General features: G+C 71.0%; 14 protein-coding genes and 1 pseudogene. 7 read left to right on the top strand and 8 right to left on the bottom strand.

The window, feature by feature from the left end:
- Positions 1 to 3: 3 nt before the first annotated feature.
- A complete protein-coding gene (locus ACZ619_RS34305) occupies positions 4 to 1260 on the top strand; it encodes a GAF domain-containing protein (protein ID WP_469607416.1) in 1257 nt (418 codons plus the stop codon).
- A 96-nt stretch (positions 1261 to 1356) separates the two neighbouring features.
- Positions 1357 to 2880 (top strand): aldehyde dehydrogenase, encoded by a 1524-nt coding sequence (gene adh, locus ACZ619_RS34300; protein ID WP_469607414.1) that lies wholly within the window; start codon positions 1357 to 1359, stop codon positions 2878 to 2880.
- Between the two features lie 217 nt (positions 2881 to 3097).
- Here adh and ACZ619_RS34295 read toward each other — a convergent pair whose 3' ends face one another.
- Positions 3098 to 3277, bottom strand: a complete 180-nt coding sequence (locus tag ACZ619_RS34295) for a transposase (protein WP_469607411.1) — start codon at positions 3275 to 3277, stop codon at positions 3098 to 3100.
- A 55-nt stretch (positions 3278 to 3332) separates the two neighbouring features.
- Between ACZ619_RS34295 and ACZ619_RS34290 the strand changes: the two are divergent.
- A pseudogene (locus ACZ619_RS34290) lies at positions 3333 to 3506 on the top strand (IS256 family transposase); the annotation flags it as partial.
- A gap of 38 nt (positions 3507 to 3544) precedes the next feature.
- A complete protein-coding gene (locus tag ACZ619_RS34285; protein WP_469607510.1) occupies positions 3545 to 3898 on the top strand; it encodes an MFS transporter in 354 nt (117 codons plus the stop codon).
- Between the two features lie 16 nt (positions 3899 to 3914).
- On the opposite strand, the gene ACZ619_RS34280 is transcribed toward ACZ619_RS34285, so the two are convergent.
- The 7 genes from ACZ619_RS34280 to ACZ619_RS34250 form a co-directional block, all read right to left on the bottom strand.
- Positions 3915 to 5597 carry a CocE/NonD family hydrolase gene (locus tag ACZ619_RS34280; protein ID WP_469607408.1) on the bottom strand — a complete coding sequence of 561 codons (1683 nt, stop codon included), beginning with the start codon at positions 5595 to 5597 and terminating at the stop codon, positions 3915 to 3917.
- Positions 5598 to 5656: 59 nt separating this feature from the next.
- Positions 5657 to 6823, bottom strand: a complete 1167-nt coding sequence (locus tag ACZ619_RS34275; protein WP_469607405.1) for a class II histone deacetylase — start codon at positions 6821 to 6823, stop codon at positions 5657 to 5659.
- Positions 6820 to 7626, bottom strand: a complete 807-nt coding sequence (locus ACZ619_RS34270; RefSeq protein ID WP_469607403.1) for an ABC transporter ATP-binding protein — start codon at positions 7624 to 7626, stop codon at positions 6820 to 6822. The genes ACZ619_RS34275 and ACZ619_RS34270 overlap by 4 nt, the downstream gene beginning before the upstream one ends.
- On the bottom strand, positions 7623 to 8609 hold the full coding sequence (locus ACZ619_RS34265; protein ID WP_469607400.1) for an ABC transporter ATP-binding protein: 987 nt from the start codon (positions 8607 to 8609) through the stop codon (positions 7623 to 7625). The genes ACZ619_RS34270 and ACZ619_RS34265 overlap by 4 nt, the downstream gene beginning before the upstream one ends.
- A gap of 65 nt (positions 8610 to 8674) precedes the next feature.
- On the bottom strand, positions 8675 to 9547 hold the full coding sequence (locus ACZ619_RS34260; RefSeq protein ID WP_469607397.1) for an ABC transporter permease: 873 nt from the start codon (positions 9545 to 9547) through the stop codon (positions 8675 to 8677).
- Positions 9544 to 10491 carry an ABC transporter permease gene (locus ACZ619_RS34255; RefSeq protein ID WP_469607394.1) on the bottom strand — a complete coding sequence of 316 codons (948 nt, stop codon included), beginning with the start codon at positions 10489 to 10491 and terminating at the stop codon, positions 9544 to 9546. Before ACZ619_RS34255 ends, ACZ619_RS34260 begins: the two co-directional genes overlap by 4 nt.
- Positions 10492 to 10512: 21 nt before the next feature.
- Entirely contained in the window at positions 10513 to 12141 is a 1629-nt protein-coding gene (locus ACZ619_RS34250) for an ABC transporter substrate-binding protein (RefSeq protein WP_469607392.1), read from the bottom strand.
- 355 nt (positions 12142 to 12496) lie between these two features.
- On the opposite strand from ACZ619_RS34250, the gene ACZ619_RS34245 reads away from it, so the two are divergent.
- The 3 genes from ACZ619_RS34245 to ACZ619_RS34235 all read left to right on the top strand — a co-directional run bounded on the left by ACZ619_RS34245 (position 12497) and on the right by ACZ619_RS34235 (position 16838).
- Positions 12497 to 13165, top strand: coding sequence for a TetR/AcrR family transcriptional regulator (locus ACZ619_RS34245; RefSeq protein ID WP_469607389.1), 669 nt, complete (start codon positions 12497 to 12499; stop codon positions 13163 to 13165).
- 448 nt (positions 13166 to 13613) lie between these two features.
- Positions 13614 to 15104: a long-chain-fatty-acid--CoA ligase gene (locus ACZ619_RS34240; RefSeq protein WP_469607387.1), complete on the top strand. Its 1491-nt coding sequence runs from the start codon at positions 13614 to 13616 to the stop codon at positions 15102 to 15104.
- A gap of 45 nt (positions 15105 to 15149) precedes the next feature.
- On the top strand, positions 15150 to 16838 hold the full coding sequence (locus ACZ619_RS34235) for a CocE/NonD family hydrolase (protein WP_469607384.1): 1689 nt from the start codon (positions 15150 to 15152) through the stop codon (positions 16836 to 16838).
- The last annotated feature ends 56 nt before the right edge of the window (positions 16839 to 16894 follow it).

The raw sequence follows: 16894 nt of genomic DNA, 5'->3' as shown, positions 1-16894 counted from the left end.
GAGTTGACCGATCCGTGGGTGGCCCTCGAACCGGGGGCCGACCCTGCCGAACGCGTCCGGGTGCTGCGCCGGGCGCACGAGACGTTCACGACCGTGGGCGCCGTGCCGCGCCCGGTGCGGTCGGTGGTGGCCGAGTCGTGGCGGCGTTCGGCACGGGCCGGGGTGGGACCGGACGGCGCGGCGCGCGTGGAGCTGACCGACGGCGACCTCGGCTCCTACCGGGCGGAGCATCCGCTGGCCAGGGTGATGCCGCTGTTCCGGGAGCTGATGGGCACGTTCGCGGCGGACGGCGAGCACCTGCTGGCGGTGTGCGACGCGAACGGGCGGCTGCTGTGGGTCGAGGGGCATCCGGCGACCCGGCGCCGGGCGGACCGGATGAACTTCGTACCGGGCGCCCGCTGGTCGGAGGCGGCGGTCGGCACGAACGCGCCGGGTACGGCGGTGGCCGTGGACCGGCCGGTACAGGTGTTCGCGGCCGAGCACTTCATCCGCCGGGTGCAGCCGTGGACGTGCGCGGCGGCGCCGGTGCACGATCCACGCACCGGGCGGGTGCTGGGCGCGGTGGACATCACCGGCGGCGACCGGCTGGCGCATCCGCACAGCCTGGGCTTCGTACAGGCGGTGGCGCGGGCCGCCGAGTCGCAGCTGGCGCTGCTCGATCCGCCGGCGCCCGCCGACGAGGCACCCGCACTGACGGCGCTCGGCCGTGACGAGGCCGAACTCCGGCTGGACGGTCACCGGATCAGGCTCGGCCGCCGGCACAGCGAGCTGCTGGTGCTGCTGTCCCGGCACCCGGAGGGGCTGACCGGCGACGAACTGCTGTGCGCACTGTACGAGGACGAGTCGGTGACGCCGGTGACGCTGCGGGCCGAACTGGCCAGGCTGCGGCGGCTGCTGGGCCCGGGGCTGCTCGCCTCCCGGCCGTACCGGCTGACGGCTCCGGTGGAGTCGGACGCGACCGTGGTGGAACGGCGGCTGGCGGCGGGGGCGGTGACGGCGGCCGTGACGTCGTACACGGGCCCGTTGCTGCCGGCCTCGCAGGCCCCGGAGGTCGTACGGCTGCGGCGGCGGCTGGCGGACGGTCTGCGGGCCGCGCTGATCGCGCGCCACGATCCCGACCTGCTCGCGGACTGGGCGCACGCGCCGTGGGGCGAGGACGACGTCGAGGTGTGGCGGGCGCTGGCCGCCCTACGGCCGACGGCGGTGGTGCGGAGCCGGTTGGCGGCGCTGGAGTCGGAGCTGGCGGTTCCCGTGCTGTGACCTGCGGCGCAACGTCCTCGCAACGTTCGTTCGCCTAGCCTCCGCGCCGAGAGCTGCCCAACGGCGGGCAGCGCTTCTGCAAGGAGGCAGGCCAGCATGACCCGTTACGCGGCACCCGGTACCGAGGGCGCGATCGTCTCCTACCAGGCGCGCTACGACCACTTCATCGGCGGCGAGTACGTGCCGCCGGCCCGGGGGCAGTACTTCGAGAACCCGTCGCCGGTGAACGGGCAGCCGTTCACCGAGATCGCGCGCGGCACCGCCGAGGACGTGGAGCGGGCGCTGGACGCGGCGCACGCGGCGGCACCGGGCTGGGGCCGTACGTCGGTGACGGAACGCTCCGACGTCCTCCTGAAGATCGCCGACCGGATGGAGGCGAACCTCGAACAGCTCGCGGTCGCCGAGAGCTGGGAGAACGGCAAGCCGGTGCGGGAGACGCTGGCCGCGGACATCCCCCTGGCCATCGACCACTTCCGCTACTTCGCGGGGGCGATCCGCGCGCAGGAGGGGTCGCTGGGCGAGGTCGACGACGACACGGTGGCGTACCACTTCCACGAGCCGCTCGGGGTCGTGGCGCAGATCATCCCGTGGAACTTCCCGATCCTGATGGCCACATGGAAGCTGGCGCCGGCGCTGGCCGCCGGGAACGCGGTCGTCATCAAACCCGCCGAGCAGACCCCGGCGTCCATCCACTACTGGATGAGCCTGATCGCGGACCTGCTGCCGCCGGGCGTGGTGAACATCGTCAACGGCTTCGGCGTGGAGGCGGGCAAGCCGCTGGCGTCCAGCCCGCGGGTGGCGAAGGTCGCGTTCACCGGTGAGACCACCACCGGGCGGCTGATCATGCAGTACGCCTCGGAGAACATCAAGCCGGTCACCCTGGAGCTCGGCGGCAAGTCGCCGAACATCTTCTTCGACGACGTCTGGGCGCACGACGACGACTTCCGCGACAAGGCGCTGGAAGGCTTCACGATGTTCGCGCTCAACCAGGGCGAGGTCTGCACCTGCCCGTCCCGGGCGCTGATCCAGCGCGGCAACTACGCCGAGTTCATGGAGGCGGCGGTCGCCCGTACCCGCCTCATCAAGCCCGGCCACCCGCTCGACACCGAGACGATGATCGGCGCCCAGGCCTCCAACGACCAGCTGGAGAAGATCCTCTCCTACCTGGACATCGGCCGGCAGGAGGGCGCGAAGATCCTCACCGGTGGCGAACGCATCGAGCACGACGGCGAGTTGAAGGGCGGCTACTACGTCCAGCCGACCATCTTCGAGGGCGACAACCGGATGCGGATCTTCCAGGAGGAGATCTTCGGCCCGGTCGTCTCGGTGACGTCCTTCGACGACTTCGACGACGCACTCAAGATCGCCAACGACACGCTGTACGGCCTCGGGGCGGGTGTCTGGACCCGGGACATCAACACGGCGTACCGCGCGGGCCGCGCGATCCAGGCGGGCCGGGTCTGGACCAACTGCTACCACGCGTACCCCGCGCACGCGGCGTTCGGCGGCTACAAGCAGTCCGGCATCGGCCGCGAGACCCACAAGATGATGCTGGAGCACTACCAGCAGACCAAGAACCTACTCGTCTCGTACTCGCCGAAGAAGCTGGGCTTCTTCTAGGGACACAGGAAAAGGGCGCCTGAGCTGGGAAATCTCCCGCCAGGCGCCCTTCTCGGTCACCGCCTCGGGCAGCAAAGCGAAACGGCACCTTGCTCCCGATTCGCCCCACTGGTGTCCCAGTGCCGCCCACCTGGTCCGGAATATTTCGGACCAGATTCCGGTCACCGAGCCTCACCAGGAGACGGGGAACCCTCCCAACGATTCATCGACTCCTCGATCAACTGGTCGTCCCGGGCCTGGACCCGTCGTCGATGTCCGCGCGGCGCATCCATTTCCACAGCGTCATCGGATGGACGCCGAAGTCCTTGGCCACCTGCTCGACCGTCACCCCCGGGCCGCGGTTCCTCGCGACCCGCACGACCTCCTCGCGGAACTCTTCGGGATATGGCTTGGGCACAGCGACATCCTTCCCACCCGCCCCACAGGGCAAGCCAGTTCAGATGTCACCCGATCGTGCAGCAGACCCCTTCCCCAACGAGCAGGCCGCCCTGAAGTGCGTCTACATGGCGATCATGTCCCTCGACCCCACGGGCAAGGGCCAGGTCCGCTGGAGCATGCGCTGGAAGACCGCGCTGAACGCCTTCGACATCATCTTCGACGGCCGCCTGTCGGCAGCCCGCCAGTAGCCCCAACTACTCCAGTTACAACGCTCGTTTGACAGACTCTGGCCATCTGGTCCACGCTCGCCGACCTCACCGACGCCGAGCAGGCGCGCAGCGGGTCGCGCAACGAGGGCGCGCTGTACGGTCTGAGCGCCTTCGCCCAGGTGGGTGTGGCGGTGCTGGCGATCTGGCTGGGCCTGCTGCTGTCGGCCATGGGCTACCACGGCGGGGGCCGTCCCGACGCCCAGGCCCTCACCACGATCCGGGTCCTGATGTCGGTGGGCACCGCCGTGTGGCTCGTCCCGGCCGTGGTCTGCTGTGCCCGCTACCCCCTCACCGACGCCCGGCACCACGCCATCCGCGACTTCCTGGAGAAGGGCACGGGCGACCGGGTCACGTTGGTGCAGGGGCTGTGACCCGGCCGCCGGCGGATCAGGCCCCCGGAAGCACCGACAGGCGTACGACGGTGCCGGCCGTGCAGATCAGGCTCTGGCGGCCGGCCTTGGTCTCGCTGCTCAGCCACGCGGATCCGGCGGTGCCGGAGTTGGGGACGAAGACGGGGTACTCGCTGCCGGCCAGCTGGAGACGGAGCGCGTGTCCGGCACGTACGCGGTAGCCGACGTGTCCCAGCGAGACGGTGAATCCGGTGTCTCCGTCTGCGGTGTCCACCTGGGCGTCGCCCCAGGCGACGAGGGTGGCCCTGCCGTCCGGGGCGACGTCGAGGAGTTTGGCGACGATGTCGGCCGTGGGCGCCGTCGAGCCCACCACCAGCGTGACCTCGACCGGGCCCACGAGGTCGAGGGGGGCGTCGTGGGCGGCGGAGGTGAACGTGACCACGTCGGCGCGGGAGCTGACCGGGGTCTCGTCCGGCAGCTCGAACAGGATGGCGAACGCGTTGGAGACGGTGCCGGGCACAAGGTCGTCCGGGTCGTGGGTCCAGCTCACCGTGGAAGCGGGCTGCGGTACCGGAGCGAGTACACCGCCCGCCGCGTCGGCCGTGGCGCGCTGCGCCTCGCCGAGGTACAGCTCCGCGGTGCGGACTCCGGCGGGCGGCCAGGTCTCCGCCTCCTGGTAGCGGTCCGGTCCGTGCCCGAGGTGCCAGCGCACCCGGGGAAGGGAGGAGACCGGCCGGGTCTCGCTCAGGAAGACGTCGAAGAAGTCCGCGGCGGGGCCGACGTACCGGGTGAGCATCCCGGCCAGCGCCTCGTCGTTCGTACTGTGGTCGTTCTCCTCGGTGATCGGCAGGTCGGCGAGCCGGTAGTTCTCGTGGTCGATCGAGTCGACGAGCAGGTACTGCAGGGGTGCCCACGCGGGACGTGCGGACAGCCTCAGGAAGTCGCCGACCGAGCTCTCCTTGAGGTTGTCGAACCACCCGGCGACGTGCAGGACCGGGAGCGGTCTGGTGTCGAAGGGGTGGGGTCCGGCGAACGGACGCAGGTCGGGCGAGGGCAGCCGCAGCAGGTCGTACGTGTTCGAGCGGCCGCCGACGGACTCGAAGACGTCCTCGAAGATCGCGGAGATCGGACGCAGCGAGAAGTCCGGCACGAAGTCGTACGAATGCCGGTCGACCCACACCTGGGACAGGTAGACGTAGCTCCACAGGTTCCGCAGCCGGCGTGAGCGGCCGTCCGCGGGTTTCGCCCCGCCGTCGAACCTGCCGATGTCCGCGCCGGTGACGCGGGGGACGATGGCGCGCAGCGCGGGGTGCTGGCCGGCGACCGCGGCCCATTGCGTGTAGCCGTAGTAGGAGTCGCCGAACATGCCGACCCGGCCGTCGCTCCAGCCCTGGCGGACGATCCAGTCGATGGTGTCGTAGCCGTCGTCCACCTCGTGGACGGCCGCTGTCGTCTCGCCCTCGGAACGGAACTTGCCCCGCACGTCCTGGACGACGACCGCGTAGCCACGGGCGTTGAACAGCGCCGCGGCCCGGTCGAAGAACACGTACCGGCTGTTCTTGTCGTACGGCAGCCGCGTCAGGACGACGGGCCCGCCCTCCCAGCCGTCGGGGAGGTAGACGTCGGTGGCGAGGCGTGCCCCGTCCCGCATACGGACCAGATGCTGGGTGGCGGCAGGGGCGAGGGGTTCCTCGGTGATCGTGGTGAACTCGATGGGCACGGTGACCGGCCTCTCCTCGTGCGTCGTGAGCGTGTTCGGGTGAGGGTGATCGGGCGCGGCTAGTCGCTGAAGGCGCCGTGGGCGGCGGCCGCCGCTGCCGCGGCCTCGACGGCCGCGGCCTGATGGGGTTGCAGTTCCTGGTAGGGGTCCTCGTCGATCCCGCGGGTGGCCGGGTCCGGCTCCACCGCCTCCCCGAGCAGCGTCGAGACGACGGCGTGGCCACAGGCCGGCACGTAGAGCGAGGAGTAGCCGCCCTCCTGGACCAGGGCCAGCCGGCCGCCGGCGCACTGGCCGGCGATCGTCAGCAGCCGCTCGGTGAGTTCGGCGAACGCGGTCGCGCTGAGCATCATGCGGGCGTTCGGGTCGTAGGCGCTCGCGTCGAACCCGCAGGCGACGACGATCAGATCGGGGGCGAACGCCCACAGCGCCGGCGCCACCACCTGGTCCAGGGCGTGGAGATAGGCCCCCTTGCCACTGCCCGGCGGCAACGGCACGTTGACGTTGGAGCCGGTCGCCTCCGGGCCTCCCGCCTCCTCCACGGATCCGGATTCCGACGGGTAGAGGCGGTCCTGGTGCAGGGAGACGGTGAGGGTGTCGGGGTCGTCGTAGAAGATCCACTGGGTGCCGTTGCCGTGGTGGACGTCCCAGTCGACGACGGCGACCCGCAGTGGTCCGTGCTCGGCACGCAGTTTCTCGACGGCGACCGCGATGTTGGCGAACAGGCAGTATCCGCGTCCGCGGTCGCGTTCGGCGTGGTGGCCCGGTGGCCGCACGAGCGCGAACGAGGTGTCCGCCGTTCCCCGGTGGACCGCGTCGAGGGCCGCGTGGACGCCGCCCGCGGACAGCCGGGCGATGTCGTATCCGCCGGGCCCGAACGGGGTGTACTCCCCTGCCACTCCTCCCGTGGTGTTCCGCGCCGCGACCGAGTCGACGTAGTCGGCGGTGTGGACGCGCAGCAGGTCCTCGCGGGTCACCGGCCGGGGGCGGATGCGCTGCATACGGTCCAGCAGCCCTGACACGTCGAGCAGGTTGAGCAGGCGGCGCCGGGGTTCGGGGGTCTCGATCTGGAACAGGTGGGCGTCCTGGACGGCCGGGCCGTAGTCGAGGTACGACTGGTGCCAGAAGTACCGCTCCTCGTGGACGATCGCGACCGTGCGCCGGTCCGGTCGTGCGTCGGCGTCCGGTACCGGGCCGTGGTCCGGTCGTTGTGCGTCGGGGGTGGTCATGCTCGGCCGATCTCCTTCTCCAGCTCGCGCCGGCGGTCCGCGATGTGTCCGGGGTTCCAGCCGGACCTCGGCAGGGACTCGACCAGCAGCCGGGTGTAGGCGTGTTGCGGGTCGGTGAGGGCGTCGGCCGGAGTGGTGCGTTCGACTGCCAGGCCGCGGTACATCACCAGCAGGTCGTCGCAGACCTCCCGGACCACGGCGAGGTCGTGGGCGACGAAGACATAGGCCACCTGGCGTTCGGCCCGGATGCGGTTGAGCAGGGTGAGGATCTGTGCCTGGACCGACACGTCGAGGGCCGAGGTCGCCTCGTCGAGGACGAGGACCTGTGGCTGGACGGCGAGCGCGCGGGCGATGGCGATGCGCTGGCGCTGTCCGCCGGAGAGCTCGCGGGGCAGTGCGGTGGCCTCGCGGCTGCTGAGGTTGACGCTGTCGAGGAGTTCCCCGATCCGGGAGCGGCGGGTGCGGGCGTCGTCGTCGAAGTGCAGCCTGAGGACTCTGGCCAGCGCATCGGTCGCCGACAGCCGGGGGTCCAGGGACAGGTAGGGGTCCTGGAAGACCATCTGGATCCGGCGGGCCAGCGCGCGCCGGTTCCCGCCGTCCGGGCGGTCCCCGCCGTGGACGACACGGCCCGCGGTCGGTTTCTCCAGGCCGACGAGCATGCGGGCGACCGTGGTCTTGCCCGAACCCGACTCCCCCACCAGGCCCAGCGCCGCGCCGGCGCCGAGTGTGAAGGAGACGTTCTCCACCGCGGTGTGCGAGCCGAACCGTTTGGTCAGCTCCACCGCCTCCAGGACGTCGGTCACGGCTTGCTCACTTCCTCCGCGCGGACGCATGCCACGTCGGCGCCGTCGACGTTGCGGAGCACCGGCGGGCTGTCGAGGCAGATCTGCTCGGCGTGGGCGCACCGGGGTGCGAAGGCGCAGCCGGCCGGTGACTCCGAGAGGGAGAGCGGCCGTCCCGGGATCGCCTCGACCCGGCGGCTGCCGTCGATGTGCGGCGTCGACGCCAGCAGCCCCCTGGTGTAGGGGTGGCGCGGTGCCGCGAAGAGGCGGTCCACCGGCTGGTGTTCGACGATCCGGCCCGCGTACATCACGTAGACGCGCTCGCAGACCACGGACGCCAGGTCGAGGTCGTGGGTCACGAAGAGCATCGCGGTACCGGTCTCGGCCCGCCTGCGCTCCAGTATCGAGACGACCTCGGCCTGGGTGGTCACGTCGAGGGCGGTCGTCGGCTCGTCGGCGAGCAGCAGTCCGGGCTCCGCGGCCAGCACCGCGGCGATCATGATGCGCTGGAGCATCCCTCCGGACAACTGGTGCGGGTACTGCTCCAGCACCCTCTCGGGGTCCCGGATTCCCACGGACTCCAGCAGCTGCCTGCATCGCGTCAGCGCGTCGGTCCTGTCGGCGCCGGCGGCCGTCAGGCCCTCGACCAGGAACTCCCGCACTCTGCGGACGGGGTTCACGCCCGCCCTGGGGTCCTGGAAGACCATCGCGACCCGGTGGGAGCGCAGCGCACGCAGCCGGCGCCGGTCCGCCGCCAGGATGTCCTCGCCGTCGACGAGGACCCGGCCGGAGACCTTCGCGCCCGACGGGCGCATGCCCAGCGCCGCACGGGAGGTCACCGACTTGCCCGAGCCCGACTCGCCCACGAGCCCGACGGACTCGCCTCGCCGCACCGTCAGGCTGACGTCGTCGAGGATGGGCCGCGACGCACGGTGGCCGCCGAGGTCGACGCCGAGGGACTCGATCCGGAGCACCTCCTCGCCCGCGCCCCCGCCGTCCTTCACGGTGTGTTCCGCCGGTGCCTCGCCGACGGCTGCCGCCGCCGGGCGCCGGCTCGTCCTGTTCCGTATCACTCCACCGCACCGCCGCTCAGTCTCTCGCCCACGTAGTCACCGATGATGTTGACCGCGACCACCACCGCGAAGATCGCCACACAGGGGAACACCACGGGCCAGACGACGCCCTGGACCAGAGCGTCCTGTCCCTCGGCCACCATCACGCCCCAGTCGGCGGTCGGCGGCTGGACGCCGAGGCCGAGGTACGACAGGGCGGCCAGGTCGACCAGCACGTAGCCGAAGGCGAGCGCGCACTGGGCCAGCACGGTCGGCGCGATGTTCGGCACGATCATGCGCGCGGCGACGGTGGTTCCCGAGAAGCCCTGCAAGCGGTACGCCTCCACGTACGGCCGGGACTTCTCCTGCATGACGAGGTTGCGCACCAGCCGCGCCGCGTACGGCACGTACGCGATCACCAGGCCGACGGTCGGCGCGGTCAGGCCGGGGCCGAACAGGGCGACCGCCAGCATCGCCACCAGAAGGCTGGGGAAGGCGAAGAGGAAGTCGACGACCCGGGAGAGCACCGCGTCGGCGACGCCTCCGGCCCAGCCGCAGGCCACGCCCACGACCGCGCCCGTGACCGTGGCCAGGGTGATCACGACCAGCGGCGCGAGCAGACTCACCCGCGAGCCCTGCAGGATGCGGGAGTACGTGTCGCGGCCCGCGGCGTCCGTGCCCAGCCAGTGGCCGGCGGAGCCGGGCCCGGTCAGGATGGCGCCGAGGTCGACCTCGGAGGGCTGATGGGTGGTGAGCAGCGGTGCGAGGACCGCCATGGCGACCGCGGTCAGCAGCACCGTCACCGCGATCACGACGGGTGCTCTGCCGCGCAGTCCCCGGATGCGGCGCACCCGGAACCGGCCGCTGCCCGGTACGGTGGCCGTGGTCATGAGGTCCTCCGCCAGCCGGCGACCCTGGGGTCGATGAACGGATACAGCACGTCGACGATCGTGTTGCTGACCAGGAACGCGGACACGATCAGCAGGCTCAGCGCCTGGACGACGGGAAAGTCCTGGCGGGCCACGGAGGACTCCAGGAGCGAGCCCACGCCGTTGAGGCCGAACGCGGACTCGACGATCGTGGTGGTGACGATCAGACCGGCGATGACCAGACCGGCGATGGTGGCGATCGGTCCGAGCGCGTTGCGCACCACGTGCCGGCGGATCACCAGGCGTTCGGGAACGCCCCGGCTGCGCGCGACCGTGACGTGGTCGCGGCTCAGGGAGTCCACGAAGGAGGCCCGGGCGACCCGCGCCAGCGCGCCCGTGAGGGACATGGCCAGTGCCACGGACGGCAGCGTCAGATGCCACAGCCGGTCGGTGAACCCGTCGCCCGCACCGGTGGCGGGAAACCAGCCGAGTCCGACGGCGAACACCGCGAGCAGCAGTACCGCCACCACGAACACCGGTGTGGCCACCGCCGCGCTGATCCCGACGAGGATCAGCCGGTCGACGGCACCGCGCCGCAGGGCGCCGACCAGGCCGAGCGCCAGTCCGCCCACGAGGATGAGCACCGCCGAGTACACCACCAGCGTGACGGTGGTGGGCGCCCGGGAGAGCAGCAGGTGGCTCACGTTCTCGCGGTACTGCAACGACTGCCCGAAGTCGCCGTGCAGCACACCGCCCAGCCAGTCGGCGTAGCGTTCGACGAACGGCCGGTCCAGGCCGAACTCCGTTCTGAGTGCGTCGAGTTGCTCGGGCGTGACCTTGGTGGACCCGGCGAGGAACACCGCCGGGTCGCCGGGGACCAGGTACATCGAGCCGAAGATCGCCATGGAGCTGGCCAGGAGTGTCAGCGCCAGCGCGCCCAGCCGGCGGAGGAAGAACAGCAGCACGGTGCCGTCACCCCTCTGCCGCTACTTGGCCGCGCCGAGGGATGCCACCCACGGCGTGTACAGGTAGTTCTGGGTGGGGACCAGTCCGGTGAGCCGCTTGCTGACGAACACGTTCACGTACGGCGAGACGATCGGCACGTTGTAGGCGTCGGCGTCGCTCAGTGCCTCGGCCCGGGTGACCAGGGAGGCCCGCTTGTCGTCGTCGAGGGTCCGGGCCGCCTCGGCCAGCAGGGCGTCGTACTCGGGGTTGTCGTAGCCGGCGTAGTTGTAGTAGCTGCCCTGGGTGGCGTACTGGTCGTACTCCAGGGGTTCGGGGAAGTCGAGGTAGCCGAAGACGATGTAGGCGCTGAGCCCCTCGCGTGCCTTCGCGTCGTAGAAGATCTTGAGGTACTCGGTCGAGGGGAGGGAGCGCAGCTTGACGGTGAGGCCCGCCTGTTCGGCGGCCGACTGCAGGGACAGCGCGATCTTCGACTCCTCCGTGGAGGAGTTGTCGTAGGCGAGTGTCAGGGTCGGGACGTCACCGGCCCGCTTGATCAGCTTCTTGGCCTCGGCGAGGTTCTGCTTGCGTTCGGGGACCGCGTCGTACGCCTTCTTGAAGGTGTCGGTCGCGTAGCCCCAGGTGGCGGGGAAGGCGAGCTTCTTGATCGTGGTGGCCGCGCCGCCGTAGACGCTGTCGGTGATGCCCTGGTAGTCGACCAGGAGTTGCAGGGCCTTGCGGACGTCGGCGTTCTTGATCGCGGGGTCCTTGGTGAACTCCGAGATGAAGAGCGGGGAGAGGCTGGCTCCGTACAGGACGCTGCCGGCGCTGCTCTTCTGCAGTGTGTTCAGGGACGACACCGAGTTGATCCACTGGCCGTCGTAGTCGCCCCGGACCAGCGCCGCCGTGCGCGAGGCGTTGTCCGTGTCGAAGGTGAACCTGACCTTCTTGACCAGCGGTTCGTCGCCCCAGTACGCATCGTTTCGCGAGATGGTGATGTTCTGCCCGCTGGTCCAGGAGTCGAGCTTGTAGGGCCCGCTGCACATGAGGCCGCCGGTGCCGGTCCCGAACCTCTTTCCGGCCTTCTCGGCCACGGACTTCTGCACGACCGCGGTGGCCGGTGTGGCCTCGTACCAGTGGAACATGGCGGTGGGGTGGTTGAACTCGACCGTCACCTGCGCCGTGCCGGTCTTCTTGACGGACGCCAGGTCCTGGTAGGCCGCGGCCCACGAGGATGCCGTCGACTCCGCCATGGTCCGCTTGATCGAGTAGACGACGTCGTCGGCGGTGACCGGGTCGCCGTTCCAGAACGTGGCGCCGTCGCGCAGGTCGAAGACGAAGGTCTTCGCGTCAGGCTGGGTGACGCTCTTCGCGAGGGCCGGCTTCAGCTGGTAGTCGGCCGTGAAGGTCATCAGCGGTTCGCAGAGGTTGGAGACGACCGAGCTGACGTTCTCCAGGGAGGACTGGGCGGGGTCGAGGGTCTGCGGCTCACCGGTGCCGAGGTTCCAGGTGATCGCGTCGACCTCGCCCTTGGGCTTGCTGACGCTTGTGGTGAGCTTGACGGACTTCGGCGGTGCCGAGGCGTTGCTCTTCGAGCCGCTGTCGCAGGCGGTGACCGTGAGGGCCATGACCGCCACGGGCGCCACGAAGCGGGCGATACAGGAAGTTCTCATGTGTCTCTCCGGCAAAGATCGTGTGACCGCGTCGCGGCAGAGGCGGCGCGGATCCTGGCTGCACGTCATCGACGACGGTGCGGAGGGCGGAGACAGCGGGCGCCCGTGACGAGCGCCGAAGCGGGAGGAGAGGATCGTGGCCCGGGCCGGGTGGTGGCCGGAGGCAGATGCCGTGTGGCCGTGGTCGGCCGGCCGACCGGCCAAGGCGGGACATCAGGGTGTGGACGTGCCTGATCAGGGGGCGGGACGCGGAAACCTCGGATCCGTCGAGGTTCTCGCCTGGTCACTTGGTGTGTGCGTGAGGTTAGGCTCTCCGCAACGCAAAACCATGGGAATAAATCGAGGAGTGGGCGCCATGGGCGACGAGCCGAGCGAGCGACGCGGTCGCGGACGCCCGAGAGAGGTCGTGCGGCGCCGGCCCGGCGAGGGCACCCCCCTGGACCACGGCCCGCTCGGCGGCTCGCCGACCGGCCGCGCCATTCTGAGCGCGGCCCACCGGGTCCTGCTGCGCTCGGGCACCAAGGGGCTGACGCTGGCGGCGGTGGCACGCGAGGCCCATGTGGACGTCACGACCGTCTCGTACCACTTCGGAACCCGCCACGGGCTCATCGAGGCCCTCATGGACCGGCTGTACTCGGGCCCCACCGCGGAGTTCGCCGCGCGGATCCAGGATCTGCCGGACCTGCACGCCCGGTTCCACGCCTACTTCGAGAGCGTCCGGTCCATGTACGCCGACCAGGACGCCACCCAGGCCTACTTCGAGATCGCCGCGCTGGCGCTGCGCGAGCCGGCGCTGCGGGCACGCCTGGCCAAGCTGAACCACTGGAACATCAAGGCGTTCTCGAAAGCGGTCGAATCCGACGAGCGGATCTTCGACCGGGCCCGCGCGGAGCTGACCTTCGCCGCCGTGGACGGGATCGAACTCCACCGCGCCCTCGCCGGCGAGGACTACCCGGCCGACGAGGTCCTCGACCTGCTGGAGAGGCTGCTCACATCCACCTTGCCGTCCGACAGCACCGACTGACGGCACCGACTGACGGCATCGGCCGAGGCGTCGGCTGACGGCCTCGGCCGTATTTTTTCCCATGGTTTCGCGCCGCGTTCACACTAGGGTCCCGCTTACACGGAGCACGGCAGACGTGCCGCGCAGCAGGCCGACGCGGACATCAGACAGCCCGGACGGTCGGCGCGGCACAACCATCGGACCGGACACGAAGGACAGGACGGAGGGCGCCGCGGCCCTGCCCCGGGCCCGGTCCGCGTCACCGCGGGGTACACGGCGGCCGCACCGTCGCCCACGGCTCGTCCGCAGATCATCCGCAGATCCTTGACGCGACCTCGGCCAGAAGCCGAGCGCGCCGGCACACCGGGACACCATCTCCGGACCGCCCGCACCCCGCGCCGGTCACTCAGCGCACCCAAAACATCACCATACGCAACCATCCCATGGAAACGACTCCCGAAGAGGGCACATGGCCAACCTCGCGCAGTTCCTCCTGGACACAGCACGGCAGCGTCCCGCACATCCCGCCCTGTGTTTCGAAGCCCTCGAAGTCAGCTACGCGGAACTGGAGGAGAGCACCGCACGAGCCGCCGACCTGCTGGACGCGCACGGCGTCCGTAGCGGCGACCGGGTGGCGGTCATGCTTCCCAACGTCCCGGAGTTCATCAGCCTCTACTACGGCGTCCTGCGCCTCGGGGCGGTCGTCGTACCGCTCAACCCGCTGCTGAAGGCACGCGAGGTCGAGTACCACCTGCGCGACTCCGGCGCGGTACTCCTGCTGGAGTCGCGGCAGGCGTACGGCGAGGGGGCCCAGGGAGCCGGCGCGGCCGGCGTGCCGCACGTGCCCGTCGACGCCGGCGCGTTCACCGGTCCCGGCACCGGAGCGACGGCGCCGCGTGCGGTGGCGGAGACCGCGGACGACGATCTGGCCGTCCTGCTCTACACGTCCGGGACCACCGGCAGACCCAAGGGCGCGATGCTCACACACGGCGGCCTGCGGCACAACACGGAGGCCCTCGTGTTCGATCTGCGGACCGTGACCGCCGACGACACCGTCGTGGGCTGCCTGCCGTTGTTCCACGCCTTCGGGCAGGTGTGCACCATGAACGCGGCCGTGCGCAGCGGTGCCACGCTCGTCCTCATACCGCGGTTCGACCCGGCCGTGGTCTTCGAGGCCATGACACGCCATCACGCCACCGTCTTCGAGGGCGTGCCCACGATGTACAGCGCGCTGCTCCAGCACCGCACGGAAGCCGACACCTCGACGCTGCGGCTGTGCACCTCGGGTGGCGCGGCCCTGCCGGTGGAGGTCCTGCACGGCTTCGAGAAGCGCTTCGGCTGCGTCGTCCTGGAGGGCTTCGGCATGTCCGAGACCAGCCCCGTCGTCACCTTCAACCATCCCGACCGGCCCCGCAAGGCAGGCTCGATCGGCATCCCGATCCCGGACGTGGAGGTCCGGGTGGTCGACGACGCCGGCCAGGACGTGGCACCCGGCGCGGTCGGTGAGATGGCCGTCCGCGGGCCCAACGTGATGAAGGGCTACTGGAACCGCCCCGAGGAGACGGCCGCCGCCGTTCCCGACGGCTGGCTGCGCAGCGGCGACCTGGTCCGGCAGGACGAGGACGGCTACCTCTTCGTCGTCGACCGGAAGAAGGACATGATCATCCGCGGCGGCTACAACGTCTACCCGCGCGAACTCGAAGAGGTCCTGCACGAGCACCCGGCCGTCGCGCTCGCCGCCGTGATCGGCCTGCCCGACGCGCATCTCGGCGAGGAGGTGGGGGCCGCGGTCGTCCTGCGCCCCGGCGCCGAGGCCACCACCGACGAGCTGCGGCAGTTCGTCAAGGACCGTGTCACCGCGTACAAGTACCCGCGCGTCGTCTGGCTGACGGACGCGCTGCCCACGGGCCCCAGCGGAAAGATCCTCAAACGCCGGATCGCCAGGCCCGACAGCGTCTGAACGCTGTTCCGCGTCCTTTCCCCCTCACCGTTCCAGGAGACAGCCATGCCTCTTCCCGTCGACCGCGCCGAACCCGCCCCGGTCCCCGACACCGCCGCCCAGCACCTGGTGGCCATGCGCGACGGCGTCCGCCTCGCCACCGACGTCTACCTGCCCGACGGCCGCCAGGACCCGCTGCCGACCGCACTGGTACGCCTGCCCTACGACAAGAACAGCCGGTACGTGTTCATGGACCGGATCGCGGCCTACCTGACCGCCCGCGGCTACGCGGTCGTCGTCCAGGACGTGCGCGGCAAGTTCCGCTCCGAGGGCGAGACCGTGCCCTTCGTCCACGAGCCCGACGACGGCTACGACACCATCGACTGGATCACCCGCCAGGACTGGTCGAACGGCAGCGTCGGCATGTTCGGCGACTCCTACTACGGCGCCACCCAGTGGGCCGCCGTCTCCGCCGGCCACCCCGCGCTCAGGGCGATCGCCCCGCGCGTCACCGGCGCGGACGGCATCCGCCCCGAGACCTGGAGCCGCCAGGGCGTCATGCCGCTCTTCGGCGCGCTCTACTACCTCGCCTTCTGGAGCGACCGCTGGAGCTACGAGTTCACGCCCGACCTCGAACGCCGCCCGCTCGTCTCCGCGTTCGAGGAGGCCGTCGAGACCATCGGGACCCGCATGACCATGTGGGACAAGATCATCCCCGAGACGCGCGCCGTCGCCGCCTTCCCGCACGGCCACCCCTTCGACGCCCGTCCGCTGCCCGTCCTCCACCAGGTCGCCTGGTTCGACAACTGCCTGGAGTTCGGCATGGCGGACTGGACCGAGCTCACCTCCCGGCCGGACTGGGCGCCCCTGCAGTACCTGGCGGCCGACTCCACCGACCACGAGAACTACCACCTCGACGACGTCCCCGTACCGCCGGAACTCGACCACGGCAGCGACGACGCGGCGCTGGAGCGCATGCTGCCCCGCTACCTGGACCCCCTGGTCGAGTTCTTCGACGTCTTCGTCAAGGGCGAACGGTCCGCCGACACCCTTCGGCGGGTGCGCTGGAACCACGGACACCTGGGCGAGCGCACCGCAGCCTCCTGGCCCCCGCCCGGCGCCCGCACCGTCCAACTGCACCTGGGCGACCTGCCCGCCGCCGCCCGCGACGCGCACGGCGGCACCCTCGCCTCCGACGCCGTCACCGAACCGGCCACGGCCCCGGCCTCGGCCTCCTGGGTCCACGACCCGGCGGACCTGGTGCCCAGCCTGATCCCCGACTCCTTCTCCGCGGTCCTCTACAACGCCGACGAGAGCGCCGTCCACGACCGGCCCGACGTCCTCACCTTCACCACCGAGCCGCTCACCGAACCGCTCGACCTGGCCGGCCCCGTCGGCGCGACCCTCACCCTCGGCACCGACGGACCCGGCGCCCACGTCTACCTCAAACTCAGCGACGTCGCCCCCGACGGCTCCGCCCGCATGCTGGTCCGCGGCCAGCGCCTCCTCGACGGCGGCGACCCGGCCCCCGTCTCCTTCGACCTGGCCCACGCCGGCTACCGCGTCCGGGCCGGCCACCGGCTGCGCCTGCACATCGCCTCCAGCGACTTCCCCATGTACCTGCCCCACCCGGGAACCGACGAGAACCCCTGGCTGGCCACCACCGGAAAGACGACCGTCCAGACCCTCACGACGGGAGCCGGCCGGCCCGCCCGCCTGACCCTGACCGTCATCGATGCGCCCGGCCCGAGCTGAGCCGTCCTCACCGGCAGCCGACTCACAAGGCGTCAGTGCCCCCACCTTCCCGCTGT

The sequence above is a fragment of the Streptomyces sp. NPDC104367 genome (assembly GCF_055583825.1).
The sequence above is the reverse complement of the archived record's forward strand: the minus strand, read 5'-3'. Positions and strand labels throughout refer to the sequence as shown.